Source organism: Streptacidiphilus pinicola, from assembly GCF_003258295.1.
Lineage (GTDB): Bacteria > Actinomycetota > Actinomycetes > Streptomycetales > Streptomycetaceae > Streptacidiphilus > Streptacidiphilus pinicola.
Genome location: NZ_QKYN01000042.1, coordinates 41,406 through 66,793, shown reverse-complemented (window position 1 = coordinate 66,793; position 25,388 = coordinate 41,406). Strand labels below are relative to the sequence as shown.

Sequence of the window (25,388 nt, the reverse complement as noted above, 5' to 3'; positions counted from 1 at the left end):
TCCTACGGTTCGGGCGTGCCAGACTCGGCGGCCCGCTCGGCCCGCTCGGCCTGCTCGGCCTGCTCGGCAGCGGCCTGCTTGGCCTGCTGCTTCTCGGCGGCCCGCTCCTGCTTCCTGGCGTCCTGCAGCGCGCGCTTGGCGGCCGTGGCGTAGACGTCCACGTACTCCTGGCCGGACAGGCGCATGATCTCGTACATCACCTCGTCGGTGACCGAGCGCAGGATGAAGCGGTCGTTCTCCATGCCCTGGTAGCGGGAGAAGTCCATCGGGCGGCCGATCCGGATGCCCGGGCGCACGCCCAGCTTGGGCAGCACCTTGCCGGGAGGCTGGAGCTTCTCGGTGTCGATCATCGCGACCGGGATCACCGGAGCGCCGGTGGCCAGCGCGATCCGGGCCACGCCGCCCACCTTGCCGCGGTAGAGGCGGCCGTCGGGCGAGCGGGTGCCCTCGGGGTAGACGCCGAAGAGCTCGCCGCGTCTGACCACCGCGATGCCGCTCTGGATCGCCGCCTCGCCGGCCCCGCGCACGCCGGAGCGGTCCACGGGCAACTGGCCGACGCCCTTGAAGAAGGCCGCCGTCAACTTGCCCTTGATCCCCGTCCCGGTGAAGTACTCGGACTTGGCGATGAAGGTCACCCGGCGCCTCGGGATCAGCGCGGGCAGGAAGAAGGAGTCGGAGAAGGAGAGGTGGTTACTGGCCAGAATGGCCGGGCCCTCCTCGGGAATGTTCTCCATCCCCTCGACCCACGGACGGAAGAGGATCTTCAGCGTCGGAGCGACGATCATCTTCATCAGCCGGTAGAACAACCCTGACCTCCATACTCACCTGACCACCGAGAACCTTAGTCGGGTTGACGGCAATCTCCCTCCACCCGGGAACAAGGAAGCTGTACGCGCGCGTTGCGGACATGCGACGATGGCGCCTACTGGCGCACCCGATTCGCCCCTGATTGGCCCACCCCTCGGGAAGGACCTCACATGCCGCTGTTGCCCGGCGCCGAACCGTACCGCCATCATGGCGGCCCGGTGGGAATTCTGGTCTGCCACGGCTTCACCGGCTCCCCGTACTCGATGCGTCCTTGGGCCGACCGGGCCGCCGCCGAGGGCTACAGCGTCTCCCTCCCGCTGCTGCCGGGGCACGGCACGCACTGGAAGGACCTCAACACCACCCGCTGGCAGGACTGGTACACGACGATCGAACGCGAGTACCTCGACCTCGCCGACGAGTGCGAGCAGGTCTTCGTCTTCGGCCTCTCCATGGGCGGTCTGCTCGGGCTGCACCTGGCCGCGCGACAGGGGCCGGGCGTCAGCGGCCTGGTGCTGGTGAACCCGCTGGTCAAGATGCCCGGACAGGCGCACGTGGCGCTCCCGGTGGTGCGCCACCTGGTTCCCAGCTTCCCCGGCATCACCAGTGACATCGCCAAGCCGGACGTCGACGAGGGCGGCTACACCCGCACCCCGCTGCACGCCGCACACTCGATGAAGCGGCTGACGAAGATCGTCCAGGCCGAACTGCCGTCGGTCACCCAGCCGCTGCTGCTCTTCCGCAGCCCCAAGGACAACGTGGTCGACCCGGGCAGCGGCAAGCTGCTGCTGGAGCGCGTGGGCTCCCAGCACGTCGAGGAGCGGCTGCTGGAGCGCAGCCTCCATGTGGCGACGCTGGACTACGACGCCGAGCTGATCTTCGACGGCAGCGTGGACTTCGTCCGCGAGCTGACCGTCCCCGTGGCGAAGGGCTGACGGCGATGGCCGAGCCGGAGGGCGTCGAGCGCCCCGAGCAGTCCGACCCCTCGGAGCATGCCGACCGACCGGGCCGATCCGACGACGAGCTCTTCGCGGAGCTGGTCGCCGGCTTCGACGAGCCGGTCGCCGAGTCCGACCGCAGCTGGCCCGAGGCGGAGGACGTCAGCGATCTGACGGACCTCAAGCCGCAGGCGCGGCCGCGCCCGGCGCAGATCCGCCCGCTGCCGATGGTCCGCGCCGTCCCGCCGGTCGACCCGCGCGCGTGGACGCCCGAGGAGGACCCGGACGACGAGCACTACACCCCGCCGGAGCCCCCGCCGCTGCCGCAGACGCAGACGCCCACCAAGCTGGCCCTGCTGGCGCTGGTCGTCGGCATCGTGCTGATCCTGCTCGGCGGCATCGGCGAACTCCCGGGCATGGCCACCTTCCTGGGCATCTGCGCGGTCGGCGGCGCGGTGGCCACCCTGGTGGTCCGGATGAACGACCCGGACCCCGAGGACCAGGACGACGACCCGAACCACGGCGCCGTCGTCTGACGGCTACCTGACGCGGAGCACGGCCACCACGGGCAGATGGTCCGTGGCCAGGACGAGGTCCTTGCCGCTGAGCCCCGGGAAACCCTCCCCGGGGACCCCGCAGGCGAGGACCTCGACGTCCTCGGTGGCGAAGACGCCGTCGATGCGCTGGTAGGGGTTCTTCGGGACGCTGCTGAACTCGTTCCCCCAGGGCCGGGTGGCCCAGCCGTCCTGGAGGCGGTCCGCGAGCAGGTCCCAACCCCGCTCACCCGGGTGCTCGTTGAAGTCTCCGCCGACGACCGAGTGGGCCACGCCCAGCCCCTGAAGGTGCTCCAGCAGCAGCTGGAACTGCTCGTAGCGTTCGTCGCCGTCCAGGGACAGGTGACAGCTCGTCACCGAGAGGGGCCGCGCCGAGCCCAGCCGGACCACGGTCGTGGCGAAGCCGCGCTGGTGCAGCTCCGGGCGACGGGGCAGCCAGATGTCGTGGGTGGAGAGGGGCACCGCGCGCAGCCGGCCGAGCAGCAGCGGCCCGGCGGCGGACCTGCCGCCGCTCAGCACCATCAGGCCCGCGGAGCGGGCCAGCCAGGCGGCCTGGGGGCGCGGGAACCAGAAGCGCGGGGACTCCTGGACGCAGACGAGGTCGGGCCGGAGCGCCCGCAGCACCCGGACCACCGCCGTGCGGTCGTCACGCAGGCTGCGGATGTTGTAGCTGACGACCCGGACGATCTCCGAACCGTCCGGCTGCGGGCCGGAGGCCGGCAGCGCCCACCGTTCGTGCACCGGGGTGTCCATGAGGCGAGTCTGACAAACAGAGTCCGACAACCAGCGGTGCCCGCGCCGGAGAACGGCGCGGGCATCACGGTGAGTTCCTCAGACCCGGGCGAGGTCGCCCGCGCCGATGATGCCGGCCGCGGAGCCGATGGTGGCCAGCACGACCTCGGCCCGCGGGCGGTGGACGCCGCCGATGACGTACTTCTCGAAGGCCTTGGCGACCGGGTCCAGCAGCAGGCGGCCGGAGTCGGAGACGCCGCCGCCGAGCACGAAGACGGCCGGGTCGAAGAGGGACGCCAGGTCGGCGAGGCCGCGGCCGAGCCAGTCGGCGAGCTCGTCGTAGACGTCCAGGGCCATCGGGTCGCCCTCCTGGGCGGCCTGGGTGATCTGGCTGCCGGTGATGGTCTCGGCGACGCCCTCGTTCAGCTCCAGCAGCCGCTTGCCGCGCACCGGGTCGGTGGCGGCCGCCTCGCGGCCGTAGCGGCGCAGCGCGCGGCCCGAGCCGTACTGCTCCCAGCAGCCCTTGGAACCGCAGCCGCAGGGCAGGCCGTCCGGGACCATGTTCAGGTGGCCGATCTCGCCGGCCACGCCGAAGCTGCCGCGGTGCATCCGGCCCTCGATGACGATGCCGCCACCGATGCCGGTGCCCACCGTCACCATGATCATGTCCTGGTGGCTGGCCGCGGCGCCGAAGCGGAACTCGCCCCAGGCCGCCGCGTTGGCGTCGTTCTCGACCACGGTCGGGAGGTGGACGAGGTCCTCGATACGGGCCTTGAGCGGCTCGTTCTCCCAGGCGATGTTGGGCGCCATGAGGACCGTGGAACGGTCGCGGTCGATGTATCCGGGAGCGCCGACGCCGACGGCGACGACCTCGTGCTCCTCGCGCAGCTGCTTGATCGCGTCCGCGATGGCGCCGACAGCCCACTGCGGATCCGCGGGCGTCGGCACGCGGGTGCGCGCCAGGATCGCCCCGTTCTCGTCCACGACTCCGGCCGCGATCTTCGTGCCGCCGACGTCGACGCCGATGGTGAGTCCCATGTGTCCCTCAGTCTCCGGTCAATCCCCGCTGGGCGGTACCGTACATTAGCCGAAGACAGGAAGGCGAGACTGTTCCGGGTCGAGTTCACAAGTCGAAAACACTTCACCCGGTACTGCGTCAGGTCGGGCCCGACGAGGTCTAGTCCAGGTCGATGTGTTCGGTGCCGTTCTGCTTCGGCGCCGCCCAGCGGCGTTCGGAGGCTGAAACCGCAGCCCGGTACGCCGCGATCAGTTCGCCCCCCGCGGCCAGCAGGTGCCCGTACACGGCGGGGCTCGAGCTGCGCAACGGCGCGGCCAGGTTCTGCAGCACCTCCATCGGGTCGCTCTGGCCGGAACTGAGCGAGGTGACCTTCTCGCTCACCGTGGACGCGAACCGGCGCACCTCGTCGACGAGGGGGCCCAGCTCCGTGCCGAAGGGAAGGTCCGCACCGAACGGCGACTGCGCACCGGCGCCGTCCCCCTCGCCCGACCCGGTCTCGGCGACCTCCTCGTGCTCCGCCACCGGACCGGGCTCAGCCATTCCGTGCTCCTGCTCGGCGACGGCCTCCGCCCACACGTCCCCGCTGCGGTCGGCGGCGTTGTCCTCGGCCATGCTCATGACCCACTCCCCTCGTCGGCGTCTACGTTCGACGTTACCTGGACGAGGCGGGCCACAGGGAAGGGTCGGGTGCGAAACGCACGGTCAGCTCCCCGTCACGCAGGGCCGCGCCCGCGACGGTGCAGCGGCGCAGCGCGGACGGCAGCGGCACGGTGCGGCGGTGTCCGGCCACCCCGAGCAGCAGTTCGTCGCCGCGGCGGACCAGGTCGAGGTCGCCGCGCGTGGCGCCGGGCAGCGGGATCCGCCAGACCAGTACGCCGTCGGGCGTGCCGAGGCGGTCCTCCACCGTCCACACGTCGCGGTCCCGGGCGTCCCGGACGGGCCCCTCGGGCCAGGTGGCCAGCGCGACCGGCTCGGCGAGGCCGGCCAGGTCGCCGCGTTCGGGCTCGCGGCCGAGATCCGGCACGGCGTGCACGGGCACACCGTGCCACGCGGCGTCGGCCCAGTCCTCGGCCTTGGCCACCGGGGCACCGTTGACCAGCACCGACTCCAGCGGCAGCCGGTGCAGTGCCAACGCGGCGCGGGTGCGGCGCAGTTCGGCGCGGGCGCGGGGGCCGCGCGGCGGGGCGACGACGAGCCGGACGGTGCTGCCGGACGCGTCCAACGCGGCGCGCACCTCGGCGAGTTCGGCGGAGGCCCAGGCGCGGGCCTCGAACAGCCACTGGGAGGGCATGGGGACGCCCGCCAGCCCCGCCAGGACCGGACGCAGCGCGCGGGCCGCCTGCCGCTCGTCGGGCAGCAGCCGGGCCAGGTAGGCGTCCAGCTGCGCGGGCAGTGCGAGCGCGGTGAGCAGTTGGGCGACGGGCGGCGCGTCCACGACGACCAGATCGTAGGCGCTTCCGCCCGGCAGCGAGCGCAGCAGGTCGAGCAGGGCGAGCTCGCGGGCGCCGGGAAGCGCGGTGAGCTCCTCGGCCTCCAGCGGCTCGACACCGAGCAGGTCGAAGAGCGGTTTGGCCCGGCTCATCAGCCGCATCCCCGCGGCGCGGAAGGAGGTCTGCTCGTCCAGGCGCAGCGCGAACAGGCCCGGTTGCGGACCGACGGCGGCGGGTTGGCCGCCCAGCGGGTGGTCCAGCAGTCCGTCCATGGACCGGCCGGGATCGTCGGCGGCCACGAGCAGCACCCGCTCCCCCGACTCGGCGGCGAGCGCGGCGGTGGCGGCCGCGACGGTGGTGCGGCCGGCCCCGCCCGAGCCGCTGACGAGGACCAGTCGGGGCACGGCAGGTGCGGCGGACATCAGGCGGCGAGTTCCTCGACGCGCTTCTTCAGGCCCGCCAGGGCCCGGTCGATGATGACCTTCTCCGCCTTGCGCTTGATCATGCCCAGCATCGGGATCTTGACGTCCACGGCGAGCTGGTAGGTCACCTCGGTCCGGGTGCCGGCCGGGGTGAGCGTGTAGGAGCCGTCCAGGGACTTCAGCATCTGGCTCTTCACCAGCGTCCAGCTGGTCTTGTGGTCGCCGTCCCAGGTGTAGGCGAGCACGTGCTCGTCCTTGATGGCGCCGGCGTCCAGCAGCAGCCGCACCTGCTCGGCGCGGCCGTCGGCACCCTCGGCCAGGACCTCGATCTCCTTGACCTCGCCGGTCCACACCGGGTACGCGGCGAAGTCCGCGATCACGGCCATGACCGCGGCGGGGCCGGCCTCGATCGTGATACTCGACCTGGTGTGCTCCGCCATCGGGTGGCCTCCGCCTCTAGACCCTGTACTACTACCGCGAAGAGGCTATCGCGTCCGCGGAAGCTTCAGATGTCCAGCACCCAGGGCCGCCCGGTCGCGTTGAAGTGGCCGACGTTCACGCACTCGGTGCGGCCGATGCGCATCCGCCGCGCGAGCGGCTGGTGCACGTGGCCGAAGAGGGCGTAGGCCGGCTGCGTCTCTCGGATCGCCTCCAGCACCGCCTCGCTGCCGCGCTCGAAGCGGCGGGCCACCGTGTCGTAGGTCAGCTCCGGGACGGCGGGCGGGATGTGGGTGCACAGCACGTCGACTCGGCCGAGAGCGGCGACCTTGGCCGCGTACTCCTCGTCGCTGATCTCGAACGGGGTCCGCATCGGGCTCGGCAGCCCGCCGCCGACGAAGCCGAAGGTGCGGCCGCCGAGCTCGGTGGTCTCGCCGTCCAGCACGGTGACCCCGGTGCGGGCGAACTCGGGCCACAGGCGCGGCAGGTCCACGTTGCCGTAGGTGGCGTAGGTGGGCGCCGGGAAGGCGGCGAACAGCTCGGCGTACTGGCGGCGCACGGCGCCCTCGATCGCCTGTGCGCGGTCCATGCCGACGCCGGCCCACAGCTCGGCGGAGAAGTCGCGGGCCTCCTCGAAGCGGCGCTCGTTGCGCATCCGCACCAGCCGGCCGGCGTTCTCCGCGCCGAACAGGTCCGGGAAGATGCCCCGGCTGTGGTCACGGTAGTCGAGGAAGAGCAACAGGTCCCCGAGGCACAGCAGCGCCTCGGCCCCCTCCCCGGCGCGCGCCAGGGCCTCGGTGTTGCCGTGCACGTCACTGACCACATGGACCCGCATGAGCCCCACCTTAGGGCCCGTGGTCAACCCCACTAGGCTGGGCAGCAGTGTGACCCTGGAAACACCTGGCCGGTACATCTATACCTTTGGTCCTACCCGCTAGTAACGTCCCGGGCGTCCCAGCAGCGTCGCCGTGGCAGCGCCACAGTTCGGTTGCTCGAGCAGAGCCCTCGCCGGACGGCGCAAGATGATCGAGGAGCACAGCTTTGCGCGAGTTCAGCCTTCCGGCCCTCTACGAAGTGCCGAGCGGCGGAAACCTCACCGATCTCATCCATGCCAACGCCGAGCGGTATCCCGATCTGCCGCTCGTCGCCCGCAAGGTCAACGGCGCCTGGCAGGACCGCACCGCCGTCGGCTTCCTCACGGAGGTACGGGCCGCGGCCAAGGGCCTGATCGCCTCCGGCGTCGGCCCCGGCGACCGGGTCGGCCTGATGGCGCGGACCCGCTACGAGTGGACCCTGCTCGACTTCGCCATCTGGTGCGCCGGCGGCATCACCGTGCCGGTCTACGAGACCTCCTCGGCCGAGCAGGTCGAGTGGATCCTCGGCAACTCCGGCGCGGTGGCCTGCGTCGCGGAGCTGCCGCGGCACGAGGCCGTCATCGCCGAGGTGCGTGAGCGGCTGCCGGAGCTCAAGCAGGTCTGGCAGCTGGAGGCGGGCGGCCTGGAGCAGCTGGTGAGAGCCGGCGCCGACGTCTCCGACGCCGCGGTCGAGGAGCGCCGGGCCACCCTCGGCCCCGACTCGATCGCCACCATCGTCTACACCTCCGGCACCACCGGCCGCCCCAAGGGCTGCATGCTGACCCACGCCAACTTCATGGCGGAGCTCGGCAACATCACCGCCCGGCTGCAGCCGCTGTTCCGGCCCGGCCACTCCTCGGTGCTGCTCTTCCTGCCGCAGGCCCACGTGCTGGGCCGGATCGCCGAGATCGCCGCCGTGATGGCGCCGATCCGGATCGGCCACGTGCCGGACATCAAGGAGGTCACCGCCGAGCTGGCCTCGTTCCGCCCGACGCTGATCCTCGGCGTGCCGCGTGTCTTCGAGAAGGTCTACAATGCCGCCCGTGCCAAGGCGCAGGCGGAGGGCAAGGTCAAGATCTTCGACCGCGCCGCCGAGACCGCCATCGCCTGGAGCCGCGCGCTGGACACCCCGGGCGGCGCCTCGCTCGGCCTGAGGCTGCGTCACCGGATGTTCGACGCGCTGGTCTACAGCAAGCTGCGCAACGCGCTGGGCGGCCGGGCCACCCACGCCATCTCCGGCGGCGCGCCGCTGGGCGAGCGCCTGGGCCACTTCTACCGCGGCATCGGCTTCACCGTGCTCGAGGGCTACGGCCTGACCGAGACCTGCGCGGCCACCGCGTTCAACCCGCACGACAAGCCGAAGATCGGCTCCGTCGGCCAGCCGCTGCCCGGCTCGGCCGCGCGGATCGGCGAGGACGGCGAGGTGCTGCTCAAGGGCCCGCAGGTGTTCGCCGGCTACTGGAACAACCCGGAGGCCACCGCCGAGGCGCTGCACGACGGCTGGTTCGCCACCGGCGACATCGGCGAGCTGGACGCGGACGGCTACCTGAAGATCACCGGCCGCAAGAAGGAGATCATCGTCACCGCGGGCGGCAAGAACGTCGCCCCGGCCGTGATCGAGGACCGGGTCCGGGCGCACCCGCTGATCGGCGAGTGCATGGTGGTCGGCGACCGCCGCCCGTTCATCGGCGCGCTGATCACCGTGGACCCGGAGTTCTTCCCCACCTGGAAGCAGCTGCACGGCAAGCCGGAGCAGGCCACGGTCACCGACCTGTTGCACGACGCCGACCTGCAGGAAGCGATCCAGGCCGCCATCGACGACGGCAACGCGGCGGTCTCGCACGCCGAGGCGGTCAAGAAGTTCCGCGTCATCGACACAGTGCTGTCGGAGGACTCCGGCCACCTGACGCCCTCGATGAAGCTGAAGCGCGCGGTCGTGATGAAGGACTTCGCCGACGAGGTCGAGGCACTGTATTCCAAGTGACGAGGCACGCGAAGTGACGCCGAGATTCCGGTAATTGACCGGAATCTCACACTCCCCCCGGAATCCGTGGCTCCGGGGGGTTTCGCGTTAACGGCGAGTAACTTCTGCTCGCTTTCCCCACACTCCCTCCACATCCGCTGGAATCCTGGGCCCCGCGCATACCGCGCGCATTCCGCGCGCATTCGGACGTGGGGGGACTTCGTCATAAATGTCCGTGCTGACCAGGATATTCGCCGCGTTCAGCCTGACCGCCGCACTGCTGGGCGGCGCCGCCGTCTCGGCCCACGCCGATGAGAGCACCGTCTCGCAGGACACCTACCGCACCGGCTGGGACCAGAACGAGCCCGGCCTGACGCCCAGCCAGGTCTCCTCGTCCGACTTCGGCCAGCAGTTCTCCACCGCCGTCGACGGGCAGGTCTACGCGCAGCCCGTGGTCGTCGGCGGCACCGTCGTGGTCGCCACCGAGACCAACCACGTCTACGGCCTGGACGCGGTCACCGGCGCGATCAAGTGGACGGACGCCTACGGCGCGCCCTGGCCCGCCTCCGGCGTGACCACGCCCGGGGCCACCTGGTCCTGCGGCGACCTCGCCCCGTACATCGGCATCAGCGGCACGCCCGTCTACGACGCCGCCTCCGGCTACGTGTACCTGGTCTCCAAGGAGGACGGCGGCCAGTACCACGAGGCCCCGGTCTTCAAGATGCACGCCGTGGACCCGGTGACCGGCAACGAGAAGCCCGGCTTCCCCGTCGTCATCTCCGGCTCGGCCGGCAACGACCCCTCCACCGTGTTCACCCCCGTCCAGCAGGGCCAGCGGCCCGGTCTGCTGCTGTTGAACGGCGTCGTCTACGCCGGCTTCGGCTCGGTCTGCGACCACGGCAACTGGCGCGGCTTCGTCGTCGGCGTCAACACCGCCGGCAAGCAGACCACGATGTGGGCCGACGAGACCGGCGCGGCCAACCAGGGCGGCGGCATCTGGGCCTCCGGCGGCGGCCTGGTCGCCGACGCGCAGGGCCATATCGAGTTCTCCACCGGCAACGGTGTCTCGCCGCCCGTCGGTCCGGGCTCCAGCCCGCCGGCCACCATGTCCGAGTCGGTCATCTCGCTGACCGTGCAGGGCGACGGCTCCCTCAAGGCCAACGACTTCTTCGCTCCCTCCAACGCGGCCTACCTCGACCAGAACGACCGCGACCTCGGCTCCGGCGGCGTGATGGCCATCCCCGACGGCTACGGCACCACTGCGGTCCCGCACCTCGCCGTCACCGAGGGCAAGGACGGCCGGGTCTTCCTGCTCAACCGCGACAACCTCGGCGGCATGGGCCAGGGCAGTGGCGGCGGGGACGCGAACGTGCAGACGCTCGGCCCGTACACCGGCTGCTACTGCCACCCGGCCTTCTGGGGGGCGAACGGCGGCTACGTCTACTACTCCAGCAACGGCGGCCCGCTGCAGGCCTTCCACCTCGGCGCCGACGGCAACGGCAACCCGGCGCTCGCCCTGGTCGGCCAGGGCTCGATCAACTTCGGCTACCTCAACGAGGGTTCGCCGACCGTCACGTCGACCGGCACCACCGCGGGCAGCGCCGTGGTCTGGGTCTCCAGGGCCGACGACATGTACGGCAACGGCGCGACGCTCTACGCGTACAACGCCACGCCGAACGCGGACGGCTCGCTCAGCGTGCTCTGGTCCGCGCCCTACGGCATCGCCTCGAAGTTCGTCACCCCGGCCACCAGCGGCGGCCGGGTCTACATCGGCTCCCGCGACGGCCACGTGCTGGCCTTCGGCCGCCCCGCGGCCTCGGTGCTGACCGGGCAGCCGGTCTCGGTCGGCCAGGTCAACGTGGGGGCGAGCGGCAGCGGGACGCTCACCGTGACCGCCTCGCGCGCGCTGAACGTCACCGGCGTCAGCACCTCGGCGCCGTTCGCGGTGACCCCGCCCACGCTGCCCGCCGCCCTCGCGACCGGCGGCACGCTCACCGTCCCGGTCACCTTCACGCCGACCGCGGCGGGGGCGACCACCGGCATCGTCGACATCGCCACCGACCAGGGCACGGTGGGCTTCTCGGTCAGCGGCACCGGCGTCAAGGCCGGGTTCGCGACCGCTCCGGCGAGCGTGAGCTTCACCGGGCAGCCCACCGGCGTGCCGGTGTCGAGCAGCGTGCAGTTCACCAACACCGGCACCGGCAGCGAGACCGTCTCGGCCGTCGGCGCGCCCTCCGCCCCGTGGAGCGTGACGGGGGCCCCGGCCGTCGGCACCGTGGTGCCGGCGGGCGGCTCGTTCACCGAGTCCGTCACCTACCACCCGACCACGGCCGGCTCGTCCAGCGACCAGCTCTCGGTCACCTCGACCTCCGGCACCTTCACCGTGCCGCTCAGCGGCAGCTCGGTGACCGGGCAGGGGCATCTGACGATCACTCCGGCCGCGCTGGCCTTCGGCAACGTGCCGGTCGGCACGACCTCGCCGCCGCTGAGCTTCACCGTCACCAACGACGGCAACATCCCGGTCACCCTCAACAAGGCGAAGGCGCCGGTCGGCACCTTCTCCAGCCCGAACGCGATCGCCGAGGGCCAGGTGCTCGGCCCCGGCCAGGCGGTCCAGGTGCCGGTGGTCTTCTCGCCCACCACGGCCGGCGCGCTCAGCGACAGCTACGAGATCACCGGCAACACCGGCCAGGGCGACCTGTACGTCCAGCTCTCCGGCACCGGCCTCGCCACACTGCCGCAGCCACCGACGGGTTGGCAGGCCAACGGCTCGGCGACGCTCTCGGCCGGCGCGATCCGGCTCACCCCGGCGACGACCCAGCAGTCCGGCTCCGCCTTCTACCCGAGCGCCGTGCAGACCGACGGCCTGACCGCGTCGTTCACCAGCACGTTCAGCGGCGGCAGCGGCGGAGACGGGGCGACCTACGCACTGGTCGACTCGTCCAGGGGCAGCGCGACCGGCACCGGCGTCGCCGGCGGCGGCATGGGCTTCTCCAAGCTGCCCGGCCTCGCGGTGGTCCTGGCCACCAGCTGGAGCGGCCAGACCGGGATGGGCAACTTCGTCGGCATCGCGCAGGGCCCGGGCTCCGGCGCGGACAACCTGAACTACCTGGCCTGGGCCAAGGTCCCGACCTCGCTGGAGAGCGGCAGCCACGCGGTGACCGTCACCACGGCCGGCGGTCACGTCAAGGTCGGCGTCGACGGCACCCAACTGCTCGACTACGTCCCGGCCGCGGGGGTGCTGCCCAGCAACGCCTACGTCGGCTTCACCGGCGGGACGGGCAGCAGCACGGACGTCCACGCGATCACGAACCTCACCATCACCCCGCCGGCCCCCGCCGCCACCGGCGGGCAGGCGCTGACGCCGACGCCGACCGCGGTCACCTTCGGCTCGCAGACGGTCGGCGGCACCGCCGGCCAGTCGGTGACGCTGCGGAACAACGGCAGCGGCACCGAGACCGTCTCGGCGGTCACGGCACCGGCCGAGCCCTTCGGCGCGACGCTGCCCGCCGTGGGCACGGCCGTGGCCCCGGGCGCCTCGATCAGCGTGCCGGTCAGCTTCGCACCGACGCTGACGGGCGACCAGAACAGCTCCTTCGCCGTCACCACGACCAGCGGCACCGTCACCGTCTCACTCTCGGGCACCGGCCAGCCGGCCGGGACCGGCGGCACGCTGCCCGGCTTCACCGACCCGAGCTGGCACCTGAACGGCGTGAGCACCCAGTCGGCGGGCGTCGTCTCGCTCACCACCGACGGGATGCACTCGTCCAAGGGCGACGTCATCAACGCCACGCCCGTCAGCCCGCTCGGGCTGCACGCCACGTTCACGGAGTCGATCAACTCCACCGGCACGCAGCCGGGCGACGGCATGACCTTCGCGCTGCTGAACGCGGCCACCATGTCCACCTCGTCGCTCGGCCACGACGGCAGCGGGCTGGGCGCCACCGGGCTGGACGCGACGGTCGCCGGGCTGGCGGTCTTCTCCAACTTCGGCGCCGGCAGCGCGCCCGATCTGGGCGTGGCCACCACGAGTTCCGGCACCACGACGTTCAACACACTCGGGTACACCACGAACATGCCGGCGTTGCAGGGGGCGACGCACACGATCGACGTCCAGGTGACGGCGGCGAGTCATCTCGTCGTCTCCGTCGACGGCGTCCAGGAGATCGACCAGGCGGTGACCCTGCCGAACAAGGTCCTGGTCGGCTTCACCGCAGGCGTCGGCGCCTCCACGGACACCTTCGCGGTCTCCGCCCCCACGATCACGTACACGTCCTGAGAAATCCGGGGAGGGGACCCAACCATGATTTCCGCGTTCATCGTGGTGTGCTCGCTCGCACTCTTCTGGGTGGCCGTGTTCACCCTGTGGTGGATGTTGCACGCCTGGCGCACCCCGGAGACGCTGGCCGGCACCCGGTTCAGCGCGCCGGACGGAGCCGGAGCGCTCTCCTTCTCGCTGCTGGTGCCCGCGCGGCACGAACAGGAGGTGCTGGAGCACACCGTGCTCCGGCTGCTGGAGTCCACGCACACCGACTACGAGGTCATCGTCATCGTCGGCCACGACGATCCGGACACGGCCGCGGTGGCGCACCGGCTCGCCGCGGAACACCCGCGGCTGGTCAGCGTGGTGACCGACCACCACGAGAAGAAGAACAAGCCGAAGGCGCTCAACAACGCGCTGCCCAGCTGCCGCGGCGACGTCGTCGGCGTCTTCGACGCCGAGGACCAGGTCCATCCGGAGCTGCTGGCGCACGTCGACCACGCCTTCCGCGACACCCGGGCCGACGTGGTGCAGGGGGGCGTCCAGCTGATCAACTTCCACTCCAGCTGGTACAGCCTGCGCAACTGCCTGGAGTACTTCTTCTGGTTCCGCTCGCGGCTGCACCTGCACGCCGAGAAGGGCTTCATCCCGCTCGGCGGCAACACCGTCTTCGTCCGCACCGAGCTGCTGCGCGAGTACGGCGGCTGGGACGAGGCCTGCCTGGCCGAGGACTGCGACCTGGGCGTGCGGCTGTCCAGCCAGGGCAAGAAGGTCGTGGTCGCCTACGACTCCGAGATGGTCACCCGCGAGGAGACCCCGGACTCGGTGGTCTCGCTGTTCAAGCAGCGCACCCGCTGGAACCAGGGCTTCCTGCAGGTCTACCGCAAGAAGGACTGGAAGCGGCTGCCCTCGCTGCGGCAGCGGATGCTGGCCCGCTACACGCTGGTCACCCCGTTCATCCAGGCCCTGTCGGGTCTGGCCCTGCTGGCCGGCGTGGTGCTGGCCTTCGTCGCCCAGGTGCCGGTGGCGGTCGCGCTCGTCTCCTTCTCGCCGCTGGTGCCGATGGCCGCGATGACGGCCTTCGAGGTCGTCGGGCTGCACGACTTCGGCAAGCAGTACCAGCTGCGGGTGCGGTTCAGCCACTACGCGAAGCTGCTCGTGGGGGCCCCGTTCTACCAGTTGATCCTGGCGGGGGCGGCGCTGCGCGCGGTCTGGCGTGAACTGCGCGGGCGCAAGGACTGGGAGCTCACCCGCCACGTCGGCGCGCACCTCGCCGAGAGTTGACTGAACATCCCGAGGGGGGAATACCGCGATGACGTCAGTCGTCGAGGCCGTCGCCACACACCCGAACACCGAGGAGCCGGCCGCGGCACCACCGCCCGGCCGGCTGGCGCGCTGGGCCGCGGCGCGGCCCGACCTGGTGGTCGCCGTGCCGCTCCTGGTGGTGATCGTGCTGGTCCAGGCGGTCAACATCGGCAACTTCCCGACCGTCAGCGACGACGAGGGCACCTACCTCGCGCAGGCCTGGGCGGTCCAGCACGAGGGGGCGCTGGCCCACTACAGCTACTGGTACGACCATCCGCCGCTGGGCTGGCTGCAGATCGCGGCGCTGTCCTGGATCCCGGCCCTGTTCGACCACGGCATGAACGTGGTGATGCAGGCCCGCGTCATCATGGTGCCGGTCACGGCCGCGTCCGCCGCGCTGGTCTACGTCGTGGCGCGCCGGATGGACCTGCCGCGCTGGGCGGCCGCGTTGGCGATGGTCGTCTTCGGGCTCTCACCGCTGTCGGTGACCATGCAGCGCGAGATCTACCTCGACAACTTCGCGGTGCCGTGGATGCTGGCGGCCTTCGCCTTCGCGCTCTCGCAGCGCAAGCACCTGTGGCACCACATCGCGGCCGGGGTCTGCGCCGGAGTCTCGGTGCTCTCCAAGGAGACGATGGTCATCACGCTGCCGGCCCTGGTGCTCGCGGTGTGGCGCGGCTCGGACCGCTCGACCCGGATCTTCTCCATGGTCGGCTTCGCCATGAGCTTCCTGCTGCTGAGCTTCCAGTACCTGCTCTACGCGGTGCTCAAGGGCGAGCTGTTCCCCGGCCCCGACCACAACTCGCTGATCGGCGCGCTCCAGTTCCAGCTCGGCCGCGGCGGCAGCTCCGGCTGGCTGCTGCAGACCGGCTCGGTCACCAACATGACGCTGCACTGGTGGGTGGTCCGGGACCCGGTCATCCTCGCCGTCGGCGTCGCCGCCACGCTGGTGGCCCTGTTCGTGAAGCGGGTGCGCGAGGTGGCGATCGCCTCGCTGCTGCTGGTCGCCGTGGCGCTGCGGCCCGGCGGGTACCTGCCGGCCATGTACGTGCTGCAGGCGCTGCCCTTCTTCGCCCTGTGCGCCGCCGGCGTCGCGGACGCGACGGCCCGTCAGTTCCTCGGCGGCCGGGTGTCCCGGTGGCTGCCACAGTCGCGCAACGTGCTGGCCTTCGGGGCCGTCATCCTGGCGGGCCTGGTCGCGCCGCACTGGGAGGCCGGCGACGAGACCGCCGACACCGCCTACAGCAACCAGGAGTACAGCCAGGCCTCCGCCTGGATCAAAGCCAATGTCGCCGACAGGCCGCACGTCCGGATCGTCTCCGACGACGCGATGTGGCCGGACCTGGTCGACCAGGGCTTCCGGCCGGGGCTCGGCGCGATCTGGTTCTACAAGGTCGACCTCGACCCCGCCGTCACCCGCACCCTGCCGCACGGCTGGAAGGACATCGACTACGTGGTGTCCTCCTCCATCATCCGTGAGGACCCCAACGGCCTGCCCACCGTCCGCGCCGCGATGCAGCACTCCGTGGTGGTGGCCAGGTTCGGCACCGGAACCCAGGAGATCGACATCCTCCGCGTCGACAAGACCGGCCACACCTTCCACCAGCAGGCCGGAGGCGGGCAGTGAGCCTCACCGCCAGCCGCGCCGCGCTCCGGGACCGGTGGCCACTCCTCGCCGTGCTGGCCCTGCAGATCGGCCTCGCCTACCTGCTGGCCAACACCGCCTTCGAGGACGAGGCGCTGTACCTGTACGCGGGCCACCGCGAGCTCGCCTTCCTGCTGCACCACACGCCGACCTACGACTCCTACGCGTCGTACTTCTCCGGCGCGCCCTTCCTCTACCCGGTGCTGGCCGCGCTCGTCGACGGTGCGCTCGGCCTGGAGGGGGCGCGGGCGCTGAGCCTGCTGTTCATGCTCGGCGCCACCATCCTGGTGTGGATGACGGCCCGTCGGCTCTACGGCCGGCAGCCCGCGATCGTCGCGGCGGTGCTGTTCGGGGTCTCCGCGCCGACGCTGTTCCTGAGCCGGCTGGCCACCTACGACGCGATGTGCGTCTTTCTGCTGGCCGTGGCGTTGTGGCTGGTGGTGCGGCTGGCCCGGGCCAACCCGGCGTGGGTGCTGTGCGCGGCGCCGGTGCTGGTGCTGGCGGCGGCGACCAAGTACGCCTCCGCGCTGTACCTGCCGACCGTGGTGGTCGCCGCGGCGCTGACCGTGGTGGCGGCCGGTGGCTCCTGGGCGCGCGCCGCGGTGCGCGGCGGCCTGCTGGCGGCCGCGACCGTCGGGCTCGGCTGGGCGGCGCTGGTGGCCTGGCCCTCGCTGCGGCAGGGCCTGGACCAGACCACCGTCAACCGCGCGACCGGCGCCGAACCGCTCGCGAACATCCTGCGGCTTTCCGCGGTCTGGGGCGGCTGGATCGCGGTCCTCGCCGTCGTCGGCGTCGTCGTGGCGGCGCGGAGCCAGTCCCCCGACAGGCCACGTCTCCCCGGCACGCTGCTGGCCGCCGCGCTGACGGTGACGGCGAGCTTCGCCACGCTCTACCAGGCGCACCTGGGCACCTCGGTCTCGCTGCACAAGCACGTGGGCTTCGGCCTGCTCTTCGCCGCGCCGGTGGCGGGCCTGGGCCTCGCCTCGGCGGCGCGGCTCAACACGGCCCGGGCGGTCCCGGGCTTCGCGCTGGGCGTCTGCGTGCTGCTGGCCTTCTACGCGAACCACGCCGTCACCCCGATGTACGGCGGCTGGCCGGACTCCTCGGGCGAGGTGTCGGCGCTGCGGCCGCTGGTCGGGCCGGGTTCGAATCAGCGCTACCTGGTGGAGGAGAACGAGGTCCCCCGCTACTACCTGGCCGCGCGGACCGAGCCGTACGAGTGGCTGACCACGTACTACTTCCAGTACACGACGAAGTCGGGCACCTCCCTGACCGGCCTCCCGGCCTACCGGGCGGCCATCCACGACGGGTACTTCAACCTGGTCGTGCTGGACTACGGCCCGACGGCCGCTCTGGACAGGCAGCTGAAGGCTGCGCTCCGGGCGGACCCGGCAGGCTACCGGCTCGTGGCGAGCGTTCCGGGCAGGACCAGCCACGGGACGCAGACGTACGACATCTGGCAGCGGGTCAGCTAGAGCAGGCCCTCCAGCCGGTGCGCGAGCAGGTCCCAGCGCCAGGCCTGCTCGACCCACTGCCGCCCCGCCGCGCCCATCCGGGCGCGGAGACCGGCGTCGTCCAGCAGCTCGACCAGGCGCTCGGCGAGCTCGCCCCGGTCGCGGCCCGGCACGACGTAGCCCGTCTCGCCCTGCCGGACCGCGTCCGGGGCGCCGCCCGAGTCACCGGCGACGACCGGCAGACCCGTCGCCGAGGCCTCCAGGTAGACGATGCCGAGGCCCTCGACGTCCAGCCCGCCGCGGCGGGTCCGGCACGGCATCGCGTAGACGTCGCCCGCGCCGTAGTGCGCGGGCAGCTCCTCCCACGGGACCGCGCCGGTGAACCGGACCGAGGCGGCGACGCCGGTCTCCTCGGCCAGCTTCTCCAGATCGGCCCGGTACGGGCCGCCGCCGACGATCAGCAGCACCGCGTCGGGCACCTTGGCCAGCACGCTCGGCCAGGCGCGGACCAGGGTGTCCTGGCCCTTCCGCTTGACCAGCCGCGAGACGCAGACCACGACCGGCCGGTCGGTGAGGCCCAGCCGGTCCCGGACCTCGTCGCCGCCCGAGGCGGGGTGGAAGGTCTGCTCGTCGACCCCCGGCGGCACCTGCACCATGCGGGCGGCCGCCTGCGGGCCGACCGCCGCGGCGATCCGGGAGCGGGTGTACTCGCCCAGGTAGGTCAGCGTGTCGGTGCCCGCGCCGATCCGGCGCAGCAGCTGCCGCGAGGCGGGCAGCTGCGCCCACGCGGCCTCGTGCCCGTGGGTCATCCCGACGATCCGCTCGGCGCCCGCCCGCCGCAGCGCCGGGGACATCAGACCCAGCGGGGCGGCCGCCCCGAACCAGACCGACGCGCAGCCGTGCTCGCGCAGCAGCTCGGCGGCCCGCCGCGTCACCCGGGGCGTGGGCAGCAGCATCGTGGTGCGGTCCCGCACCACCTCGAACGGCTGCTCCGCGTCGAACTTCCGCACCTCCGTGCCGTCCCGCCAGGTGGAGGCGTAGACGACGAGCTTGTCGGCTGGCAGGCGCAGGGCCATGTTGTGCACGAAGGTCTGGATGCCGCCCTGGCGCGGGGGGAAGTCGTTGGTGACGATCAGGGTCTTGTTCACGACGGCTCTGAGTTCCTCGGTCCGACTTGGGCTGATACGTACGATATGGCAATGCGTAACCTCACCAGCGGCACCGTGCGTGTCTGGACCGGCTGGACCTTGGGCCGGGTCCTGCTGGTGATACTGGCCCTGGGCGTGCTGCGGGTCCCGCACACCGACGTCACCAGCGACGTCAAGGTCATCTACCAGGGCTGGGCGGAGGTCCTGCGCACCGGCACCTTTCCGCTGGACGACGTCACCTGGCAGTACCCGCCGCTGGCCGGCCTGGTGATACTGCTGCCGTTGTGGCTCCCGGGATCGTACTTCGTGGCGTTCCTGGCCCTGGTCGCGGCGTGCGACGCGGCCGCGCTGGGGCTGCTGCTGCGGGCGGGACGGCGCGGGGGCGGCCGGTCGGGCGCCTGGCTGTGGGTGGTGACCGTGCCGCTGCTCGGCCCGACCGCCTACTGCCGCTTCGACCTGGTGGTGACGCTGGTCGCGATCGCGGCGACGCTGTCCCTGGTCTCCCGGCCCCGGCTGGCCGGGGTGCTGGCGGGGCTCGGCGCGATGCTGAAGGTCTGGCCGGTGCTGGTCCTGGCCGGCGCGACGCCGCGCGGCCACGCCGCCCGGCGAGCCTGGACGGCCTGCGCGGTGACCTGCGCGGCGGTCTGCTTCGGCTTCGCCGTCTCCACGCACGGCGCCTTCTCCTTCCTGGACTTCCAGGGCGCGCGCGGTATCGAGGTCGAGTCGCTGGGCGCCCTGCCCTTCTACTTCGGCTCGCTGACGGGGCTCTGGCACGGCCGGGTGGCCATGCACTACGGCTCGCTGGAGTTCCTCGGCCGGGGCGTGCAGGCGGTCAGCCACGTGATGGTCGGGCTGAGCCTGCTCTCGCTCGCGTTCCTGCTGCTGTGGCGGCTGCGCAACCGGCTCTGGACGGCGGCCACCGTCGCGGACGCGGCGCTGACCGCGGTGCTGCTGTTCACCGTGACCAGCCGGGTGATCAGCCCGCAGTACCTGATCTGGCTGCTGGGCGCGGCCGCGGTCTGCCTGACCGTGCCCGCGACCCGGATGCGGCCGGTGGCCTGGCTGGTGGCCGCGGCCGCGCCGCTGACCTTCCTGGAGTTCCCGCTGTACTTCGGCGAGCTGGTCCGCCGCTCGGCGCTCGGCACCGCGCTGATCTCCGCGCGCGACCTGCTGCTGCTCGCCGCCGCGCTGCTGGCCTGCATCCGGCTGTGGCGGACCGGCGCGGACGCGGGCACGGCCGCGCTCACCCCGCCGGGCGTGCCTGCGGCGTCGCCAGCGCCGCCAGCGCGTCGGCGCGCCACCGCGCGGTGAACGCGGCGGTGCCGATCCCGAGGGTCGCCCGCAGGGCGCGGTCCAGCACGGCGTCCGGGGCGAGCGTCCCGTCCCGGCCCCCGGCGGCGACGGCCGCGTAGAGGGCGACCAGCTTCGGCTGCCCGTACCGCTCGACGACGGTACGGCAGGCGAACCAGGACTTCTGGTAGGCCTGCTGCAGCGCCGTGCCGGGCGCGCCGCCGTCGAAGGCCGCGTCGCGGGGCAGGGCGGCGAACAGGCGGGACGCGTTCGGGCCCGCCGCGGAGACGGCGGCGCCGAGCTCCGGGGTGGTCTGGGCCGGGGTGCGGCCGGTGCCGAGGTAGCCGGTCCAGTCGGCGACGCCCTCGGAGAGCCAGCGCGGCGTCCACCGCTCGGTCTGCGCCCGGGTGGCGACGTGGGTGGTCTCGTGGGTGATCACGACCCGACGGCCGAGCGCGTTCAGGCCGTCCCAGGCGCCCGGGTTGACGGTGATCCGGTCGGTGCGCCGCGCGTCCGCGGCGCCCAGCTCCCCGGTGCAGACCGCGGCGATGCCGGTGAAGGCGGCGGGGTCCGCGCCGAGCAGGGTGCCGAACTGGTCGGCGGTCTGCGGCGCGATCAGCACCGTGCGCTGCCCCCAGCCGCCCCCCCACACGCCGCTGACGTTCGGCACGGCCTGGTCCGCCTCCGCGCCGAGCGCGGCCAGGGCGGCCTGGTCGCGCAGCCCGAGCACCAGGCTGTAGCGGCCGCGCACCACGCGCACCGGCCCGAGGTCCCACAGCAGCACGTCGCCGCCCCCGTGGTCCTGGTCGGAGGCGAGCAGCCAGCGGCCGTCGGTGGCCCGCTCGAAGGTGAGGTACTGGGTGGCCGTCATCGGCTCCTCGTCGAAGCCGGCCAGCGCGTAGTCCAGCTCGACGGCGACCGCCGCCCGGTCTCCCGCGCCGTCGGCGGCGGGGAGGGTGAACGCGTCGTAGGCGAGCGGCCGGTAGTCCCAGCGCGACAGCGGGACCTCGGCCAGGTTGGCGACGAGCTCGTGCTGACGGCGCACCAGGTCCGCCGGGGCGCTCGGGGCCAGCGTCGCGGCCAGCGCCCGGGCGTCGCGGGCCCGCACCGCGGCCGCGCGGGCGGCGAGCGTCCGCGCCACCGCGTCGGCGCGGACGGCGTGCGCCTCGCGCTCGTCGTCGACGGCATCGGCCCAGGCCTGCCAGGCGGTGGTGCCGACGGCCCCCGCCACGGCGAGGCCCGCGCCGTACCGCAGGACGCTCCTGCGGGATATCGGGCCCGCCGTTCTCAAGCTCTGCCGCATCAGGGGCGGACCACAGCGGCGACGGGCATGTCGTCGACGCTCTCGTAGCGGACCCGGGCGCCGGGGTACGGAGCGTGGATGATCATGCCGTTTCCGGCATACATGCCGACATGGTGCATATCCCGGTAGTACACCACAAGGTCCCCCGGCCTGGCCTCGGAAAGCGGGACGCGCCGCCCCGCGAAGGCCTGCTCCTGGGAGGTGCGCGGCAGCGACACCCCGGCGTGCCGCCAGGCCCAGTACATCAGACCGGAGCAGTCGAAGGACCCCGGACCGGTAGCGCCGTACACGTACGGCAGCCCCAGCGCGGCCTGCGCGGCCGCCAGGGCCGCGGCGGCGCGGGCGTCGACCGGGCCGAGGCCCGTCGGCAGCGGCAGCGCGGCCGCCTGGGCGGCGGCCTGAGCCGCGGCGTCTTCCTGCCGCTGCAGCGCCTGGCGCTGACCGGCCGTCAGGCTCGCGAGCAGCGCCTGGGCGTGGCCGAGCCGGCGCTGCACGTCGGCCTTGGCGGTGGCGATGGAGCGGCGCAGCCGTTCCAGCTCGTCCAGCTGCTCGGTCACCAGCCTGCGGTCGCGCTGCACCCGCTGCTCGTCGGTGCGCAGCTCGTCCAGCCGGGAGGCGAGGTCGGAGTCGACCGCACCGAGGCTGGCAGCGCGGTCGAGGTAGTCCGCGGGACGGGCGCTCATCAGCAGCTGCAGCACCGGGTCGATCGTCCCGCCCTGCTCGTACTGGGACTGCGCCATCACGCCCAGCTGCCCCGCCACGTCGTTGGCGCGCTGCTGCTCCTGGGCCAGCTGCTGTTCGAGCAGCGCGGCCCGGCGCTGCAGCTCGGCCTGCCGCTCCTGCGCCCCCGCGGCCCGCTGATCCGCCGTCTCCGCCTGGGAGTAGAGCGAGTCGACCTGGTGCCGCACCTCGTCGGGGCTGCCGGCGGCGGCGCCGCCGGACGGACCGGGTTGCGCCTCGGCGCCGGCCTGCGCGGAGAGCACCGCCGCCGTCGCGGCGGCCACGGTCACCGCGGCCCGGGACAGCACGGAGGGGCCGAGACGTCTGCCTCTTCGATGGGAAGCCACGAGCGGAGACGCTAGCGAGTGGGACAGAAGCAGTCCAAGCTCCCAGGAGCTGAAAAATCCCCACGAAATCCGCGCAGGTGAACCAATCCGCAGGTCGCCCCCGAGACGGATGGCGGGCGGCCCGGTCGACACACCCCCGCACGCCGCACCGCAAATGCACCCGACGGAGTGAACGCCCGACACCCCGACACTCGGCACCCAACAGCAGATGAGCCCGCCGTCGGTGTCCGACGGCGGGCTCACGGGACGAGCAGGGCTCAGATGTGACGCATCGCGTAGATCGAGCCGATCCAGTCCATGCGCTCGTACTTGACGACGGTGCCGGTGTGCGGGGCGTGCAGCACCATGCCGTTGCCGGCGTAGATGCCGACGTGGCTGTCGCCGTTGAAGAAGATCAGGTCGCCCACCTGCAGATCGGCCGTGGAGGACACCGGGGTGCCGTCGTTGATCTGGTCGTAGGTGGTGCGGCCGAGGGAGACGCCCGCCTGCGCGTAGGCCCACTGGGTCAGGCCGGAGCAGTCGAAGGAGTCCGGGCCGGTCGCGCCGTAGACGTACGGGCTGCCGAGCTTGGTCTGGGCGGCGGCGAAGGCGGTGGCCTCCGCGGAGTCGCCGGCCTTGGAGCCGCCGAGGTTGACGCCGACCGTGACGCCGGAGCCGCCCGAACCGGAACCCGAACCCGAGGCGGGGCCGCTGGTGACGGCGGCGCGCTCCGCGGCGGTCATCGAGTCGAGCAGCGCCTGGGTCTGCTGGACCTTCTTCTGCGCCTCGGCCTTCTGTGCGGCCAGCTGCTTGGTGGTGGACTCGATCTGCTGCAGGGTCTGCTCCGCCTGGGCCTTCTGGCCGGAGAGCTTTTGCTCCTCGGTCTGGAGCTGCTGGATCTCGGAGGCCTGGTTCGACGTCAGCTGCCCGAGGGACGACGCCTTGGTCAGGTAGTCGTCGGGGGTGGCGGACAGCAGCAGCTGCACGGTCGGGTCGACCTCGCCGGTCGCGTACTGCTGGTTGGCGATCTGGCCGAGCTGCTCGAGGCGGGTGTTCACACCTGCCTGGCTCCGGGCGATCTGGTCCTGCAGCGTGCCGACCTTGGCCTGCTGCTGCTGGAGCTGCTCCTGGGAGCCGTCGTACTTCTGGACCGCCTGGTCGGCCTCGGTGTTCAGCTGCTGCAGCTGAGCCTTGAGCTGGGCCGTGGTCGGCTTCGGGGCAGCCTGCGCGCTCTGGGCGGAAACCGCCACCGCGGTGGCGGCCGCGGCCGTCAGGACCGACATGCGCGCGCGACTGGGAGACTTGGGACGACGATGGGACGCCACGAAGGCGAGCTCCTTCTTCCTACGGCCGCCTACCGGGTGAGCTGACGGGTTCGGGCCAGGAAGTCAGCCCTACGACGCCTCCGTCGTCCCGGAATCCCACCGGTCCGCCCCTGGCGTCGATTCACCCCGGGAACCGTTGGTTCCCCGGCTCCGACTCGACGGCCTCCCCCATCTGCCGCGTCGTCGAACTCGACGGTGACCACCGCTGCCACCCGGGATGGATGGACGACCGTACGGTGGTTCGAGGAGAGACCCTAGTAACCGAACCGTGATCGCTTCAAATCCTTGTCAGAAAAAACTTCCGTCACTTTCGACGCGTCGTCAGTGGATCAACGCTCCGTAGTCGGAATCTGACCGGATGCCGATGACATGCGGGAGAATTCGGTCATACCATCGCTGTGCGGACCGGTTCTGTGAGAGTCTTCACAGAAGCTCCGACACGCCGTCACATGCGGCGGATCGCCACCACGCCGCCGAAGTAGCTCATCGGCTGGACCGAGACGTCGTAGCCGTACTCCGGGGCGTTCAGCAGCATCCCGTTGCCGGCGTAGAGGCCGACGTGGGCGCCGTTCTCCATCACGATGATGTCGCCCACCTGGGCGTCGGCCATGCTCGGCACCCTGGTGCCGACGCTCTCGTCGGCGTAGGAGGAGTGCGGCAGCGAGATGCCCGCGTGGGCGTAGGCCCACATGACCAGGCCCGAGCAGTCGAAGCCGGCCGGCGTGGAACCGCCCCAGAGGTAGGGGGACACGCCGATCTGACCCATCGCCGCCTCCATCGCGGTGCGCGCGGCGCTGGATATGCCGGACAGGTCGATGTGGCCGGTGTAGCCGCTGCTGGAGACCGAGCCGTAGCCACCGCCGCCACCGCCGCCGTTGACGGCGGTCTGCTGGGCCGGGGTCAGTGCGTCCAGCACGGACTGCGCGTGCTTCAGCTTGGCCAGGGCCTCGGTCTTGGCGGCGCTCATCTGCGAGAGCAGCGTCTGCTCCTGGGCGAGCTCGGCGGCGGCCTCGGCCTTCTCGCGCTGGAGCGTGGCCTCCTGGGACACCAGCGCCTGCAGTTCGGAGGTCTGGTTGCTGGTGAGCTCGTCCTGGGAGGCGGCCTTCTGCAGGAAGGCGTCCGGCGAACTGGAGAGCATCAGCTGGATGGTCGGGTCGATCACGCCGGAGGCGTACTGCGAGTTGGCGATCTGTCCGAGATTGTCCAGCTCGCCGTTGATCTCGGCCTGCTGACGCGCGATCTCGTCCTGAAGGATCGCCACCCGGCGCTGCAGCGCCTGCTGCTGGGTGTGCGCCTGGTTCCACTGCTCGGTCTTGGCCGCGGCGTCGGAACGGTCCGCGTCGACCTGGGCCTTGGCGTCCTTGGTGCTGATCGCCGGGGCAGCCTGGGCCGCCGTCTGCGCCGACAGGGCCACCACGGTGGCCGCGGCGGCTGTCAGCACGGAGACACGGGCACGGC

The 25,388-nt window shown here is 72.2% G+C and carries 20 protein-coding genes and 1 riboswitch; of the genes, 8 read left to right on the top strand and 12 right to left on the bottom strand.

The window, feature by feature from the left end:
• Positions 1–2: 2 nt before the first annotated feature.
• Positions 3–791, bottom strand: coding sequence for a lysophospholipid acyltransferase family protein (locus DN069_RS12150; RefSeq protein WP_111500958.1), 789 nt, complete (start codon positions 789–791; stop codon positions 3–5).
• A 186-nt stretch (positions 792–977) separates the two neighbouring features.
• On the opposite strand from DN069_RS12150, the gene DN069_RS12145 reads away from it, so the two are divergent.
• Positions 978–1,739, top strand: a complete 762-nt coding sequence (locus DN069_RS12145) for an alpha/beta hydrolase (RefSeq protein ID WP_111500939.1) — start codon at positions 978–980, stop codon at positions 1,737–1,739.
• Between the two features lie 5 nt (positions 1,740–1,744).
• On the top strand, positions 1,745–2,278 hold the full coding sequence (locus DN069_RS12140) for a hypothetical protein (protein ID WP_111500938.1): 534 nt from the start codon (positions 1,745–1,747) through the stop codon (positions 2,276–2,278).
• A 3-nt stretch (positions 2,279–2,281) separates the two neighbouring features.
• On the opposite strand, the gene DN069_RS12135 is transcribed toward DN069_RS12140, so the two are convergent.
• The 6 genes from DN069_RS12135 to DN069_RS12110 all read right to left on the bottom strand — a co-directional run bounded on the left by DN069_RS12135 (position 2,282) and on the right by DN069_RS12110 (position 7,171).
• Entirely contained in the window at positions 2,282–3,049 is a 768-nt protein-coding gene (locus DN069_RS12135) for an endonuclease/exonuclease/phosphatase family protein (RefSeq protein ID WP_111500937.1), read from the bottom strand.
• A 78-nt stretch (positions 3,050–3,127) separates the two neighbouring features.
• Positions 3,128–4,066, bottom strand: coding sequence for an ROK family glucokinase (locus tag DN069_RS12130; RefSeq protein ID WP_111500936.1), 939 nt, complete (start codon positions 4,064–4,066; stop codon positions 3,128–3,130).
• 139 nt (positions 4,067–4,205) lie between these two features.
• Positions 4,206–4,664, bottom strand: coding sequence for a DUF5304 family protein (locus DN069_RS12125; RefSeq protein WP_111500935.1), 459 nt, complete (start codon positions 4,662–4,664; stop codon positions 4,206–4,208).
• Between the two features lie 34 nt (positions 4,665–4,698).
• The gene (locus tag DN069_RS12120; RefSeq protein WP_111500934.1) at positions 4,699–5,898 is read right to left on the bottom strand and encodes an ArsA family ATPase; all 1,200 of its coding nucleotides are present in this window, start codon (positions 5,896–5,898) and stop codon (positions 4,699–4,701) included.
• On the bottom strand, positions 5,898–6,338 hold the full coding sequence (locus DN069_RS12115; RefSeq protein WP_111500933.1) for an SRPBCC family protein: 441 nt from the start codon (positions 6,336–6,338) through the stop codon (positions 5,898–5,900). The genes DN069_RS12120 and DN069_RS12115 overlap by 1 nt, the downstream gene beginning before the upstream one ends.
• Positions 6,339–6,403: 65 nt before the next feature.
• The gene (locus tag DN069_RS12110) at positions 6,404–7,171 is read right to left on the bottom strand and encodes a metallophosphoesterase family protein (RefSeq protein WP_111500932.1); all 768 of its coding nucleotides are present in this window, start codon (positions 7,169–7,171) and stop codon (positions 6,404–6,406) included.
• A 206-nt stretch (positions 7,172–7,377) separates the two neighbouring features.
• Between DN069_RS12110 and DN069_RS12105 the strand changes: the two genes are divergently transcribed.
• The 5 genes from DN069_RS12105 (at position 7,378) to DN069_RS12085 (ending at position 17,839) form a co-directional block, all read left to right on the top strand.
• Positions 7,378–9,174, top strand: coding sequence for an AMP-dependent synthetase/ligase (locus DN069_RS12105; RefSeq protein WP_111500931.1), 1,797 nt, complete (start codon positions 7,378–7,380; stop codon positions 9,172–9,174).
• A gap of 208 nt (positions 9,175–9,382) precedes the next feature.
• Positions 9,383–13,432, top strand: a complete 4,050-nt coding sequence (locus tag DN069_RS12100) for a beta strand repeat-containing protein (RefSeq protein ID WP_111500930.1) — start codon at positions 9,383–9,385, stop codon at positions 13,430–13,432.
• Positions 13,433–13,456: 24 nt separating this feature from the next.
• Positions 13,457–14,698: a glycosyltransferase family 2 protein gene (locus DN069_RS12095; RefSeq protein WP_111500929.1), complete on the top strand. Its 1,242-nt coding sequence runs from the start codon at positions 13,457–13,459 to the stop codon at positions 14,696–14,698.
• A 28-nt stretch (positions 14,699–14,726) separates the two neighbouring features.
• Positions 14,727–16,346: an ArnT family glycosyltransferase gene (locus tag DN069_RS12090; RefSeq protein WP_243639126.1), complete on the top strand. Its 1,620-nt coding sequence runs from the start codon at positions 14,727–14,729 to the stop codon at positions 16,344–16,346.
• Positions 16,343–17,839 (top strand): ArnT family glycosyltransferase, encoded by a 1,497-nt coding sequence (locus DN069_RS12085; RefSeq protein ID WP_111500928.1) that lies wholly within the window; start codon positions 16,343–16,345, stop codon positions 17,837–17,839. The genes DN069_RS12090 and DN069_RS12085 overlap by 4 nt, the downstream gene beginning before the upstream one ends.
• Here the strand turns inward: DN069_RS12085 and DN069_RS12080 are convergent.
• On the bottom strand, positions 17,836–18,966 hold the full coding sequence (locus tag DN069_RS12080; protein WP_111500927.1) for a glycosyltransferase family 4 protein: 1,131 nt from the start codon (positions 18,964–18,966) through the stop codon (positions 17,836–17,838). The genes DN069_RS12085 and DN069_RS12080 overlap by 4 nt on opposite strands.
• Before the next feature lie 51 nt (positions 18,967–19,017).
• Between DN069_RS12080 and DN069_RS12075 the strand changes: the two genes are divergently transcribed.
• Positions 19,018–20,277, top strand: coding sequence for a glycosyltransferase 87 family protein (locus tag DN069_RS12075; protein WP_165845475.1), 1,260 nt, complete (start codon positions 19,018–19,020; stop codon positions 20,275–20,277).
• Here DN069_RS12075 and DN069_RS12070 read toward each other — a convergent pair.
• The 4 genes from DN069_RS12070 to DN069_RS12055 form a co-directional block, all read right to left on the bottom strand.
• Positions 20,210–21,559, bottom strand: coding sequence for a hypothetical protein (locus DN069_RS12070; RefSeq protein ID WP_133259896.1), 1,350 nt, complete (start codon positions 21,557–21,559; stop codon positions 20,210–20,212). The genes DN069_RS12075 and DN069_RS12070 overlap by 68 nt on opposite strands.
• Entirely contained in the window at positions 21,559–22,626 is a 1,068-nt protein-coding gene (locus tag DN069_RS12065; RefSeq protein WP_111500924.1) for a C40 family peptidase, read from the bottom strand. Before DN069_RS12065 ends, DN069_RS12070 begins: the two co-directional genes overlap by 1 nt.
• 257 nt (positions 22,627–22,883) lie before the next feature.
• Positions 22,884–23,888, bottom strand: a complete 1,005-nt coding sequence (locus tag DN069_RS12060) for a C40 family peptidase (protein ID WP_243639125.1) — start codon at positions 23,886–23,888, stop codon at positions 22,884–22,886.
• Between the two features lie 52 nt (positions 23,889–23,940).
• Positions 23,941–24,101: riboswitch (cyclic di-AMP (ydaO/yuaA leader) on the bottom strand.
• A gap of 274 nt (positions 24,102–24,375) precedes the next feature.
• On the bottom strand, positions 24,376–25,371 hold the full coding sequence (locus DN069_RS12055; protein WP_111500922.1) for a C40 family peptidase: 996 nt from the start codon (positions 25,369–25,371) through the stop codon (positions 24,376–24,378).
• Between the last annotated feature and the right edge of the window lie 17 nt (positions 25,372–25,388).

Bases quoted from the DNA above. Each gene is read 5' to 3' on its own strand.
- DN069_RS12120 (WP_111500934.1), bottom strand. From the start codon at position 5,898: ATGTCCGCCGCACCTGCCGTGCCCCGACTGGTCCTCGTCAGCGGCTCG.
- DN069_RS12090 (WP_243639126.1), top strand. From the start codon at position 14,727: ATGACGTCAGTCGTCGAGGCCGTCGCCACACACCCGAACACCGAGGAG.
- DN069_RS12150 (WP_111500958.1), bottom strand. From the start codon at position 791: ATGAAGATGATCGTCGCTCCGACGCTGAAGATCCTCTTCCGTCCGTGG.
- DN069_RS12110 (WP_111500932.1), bottom strand. From the start codon at position 7,171: ATGCGGGTCCATGTGGTCAGTGACGTGCACGGCAACACCGAGGCCCTG.
- DN069_RS12125 (WP_111500935.1), bottom strand. From the start codon at position 4,664: ATGAGCATGGCCGAGGACAACGCCGCCGACCGCAGCGGGGACGTGTGG.
- DN069_RS12100 (WP_111500930.1), top strand. From the start codon at position 9,383: ATGTCCGTGCTGACCAGGATATTCGCCGCGTTCAGCCTGACCGCCGCA.
- DN069_RS12135 (WP_111500937.1), bottom strand. From the start codon at position 3,049: ATGGACACCCCGGTGCACGAACGGTGGGCGCTGCCGGCCTCCGGCCCG.
- DN069_RS12070 (WP_133259896.1), bottom strand. From the start codon at position 21,559: ATGCGGCAGAGCTTGAGAACGGCGGGCCCGATATCCCGCAGGAGCGTC.
- DN069_RS12115 (WP_111500933.1), bottom strand. From the start codon at position 6,338: ATGGCGGAGCACACCAGGTCGAGTATCACGATCGAGGCCGGCCCCGCC.
- DN069_RS12145 (WP_111500939.1), top strand. From the start codon at position 978: ATGCCGCTGTTGCCCGGCGCCGAACCGTACCGCCATCATGGCGGCCCG.
- DN069_RS12060 (WP_243639125.1), bottom strand. From the start codon at position 23,888: ATGTCGGTCCTGACGGCCGCGGCCGCCACCGCGGTGGCGGTTTCCGCC.
- DN069_RS12140 (WP_111500938.1), top strand. From the start codon at position 1,745: ATGGCCGAGCCGGAGGGCGTCGAGCGCCCCGAGCAGTCCGACCCCTCG.
- DN069_RS12130 (WP_111500936.1), bottom strand. From the start codon at position 4,066: ATGGGACTCACCATCGGCGTCGACGTCGGCGGCACGAAGATCGCGGCC.
- DN069_RS12075 (WP_165845475.1), top strand. From the start codon at position 19,018: ATGCGTAACCTCACCAGCGGCACCGTGCGTGTCTGGACCGGCTGGACC.
- DN069_RS12095 (WP_111500929.1), top strand. From the start codon at position 13,457: ATGATTTCCGCGTTCATCGTGGTGTGCTCGCTCGCACTCTTCTGGGTG.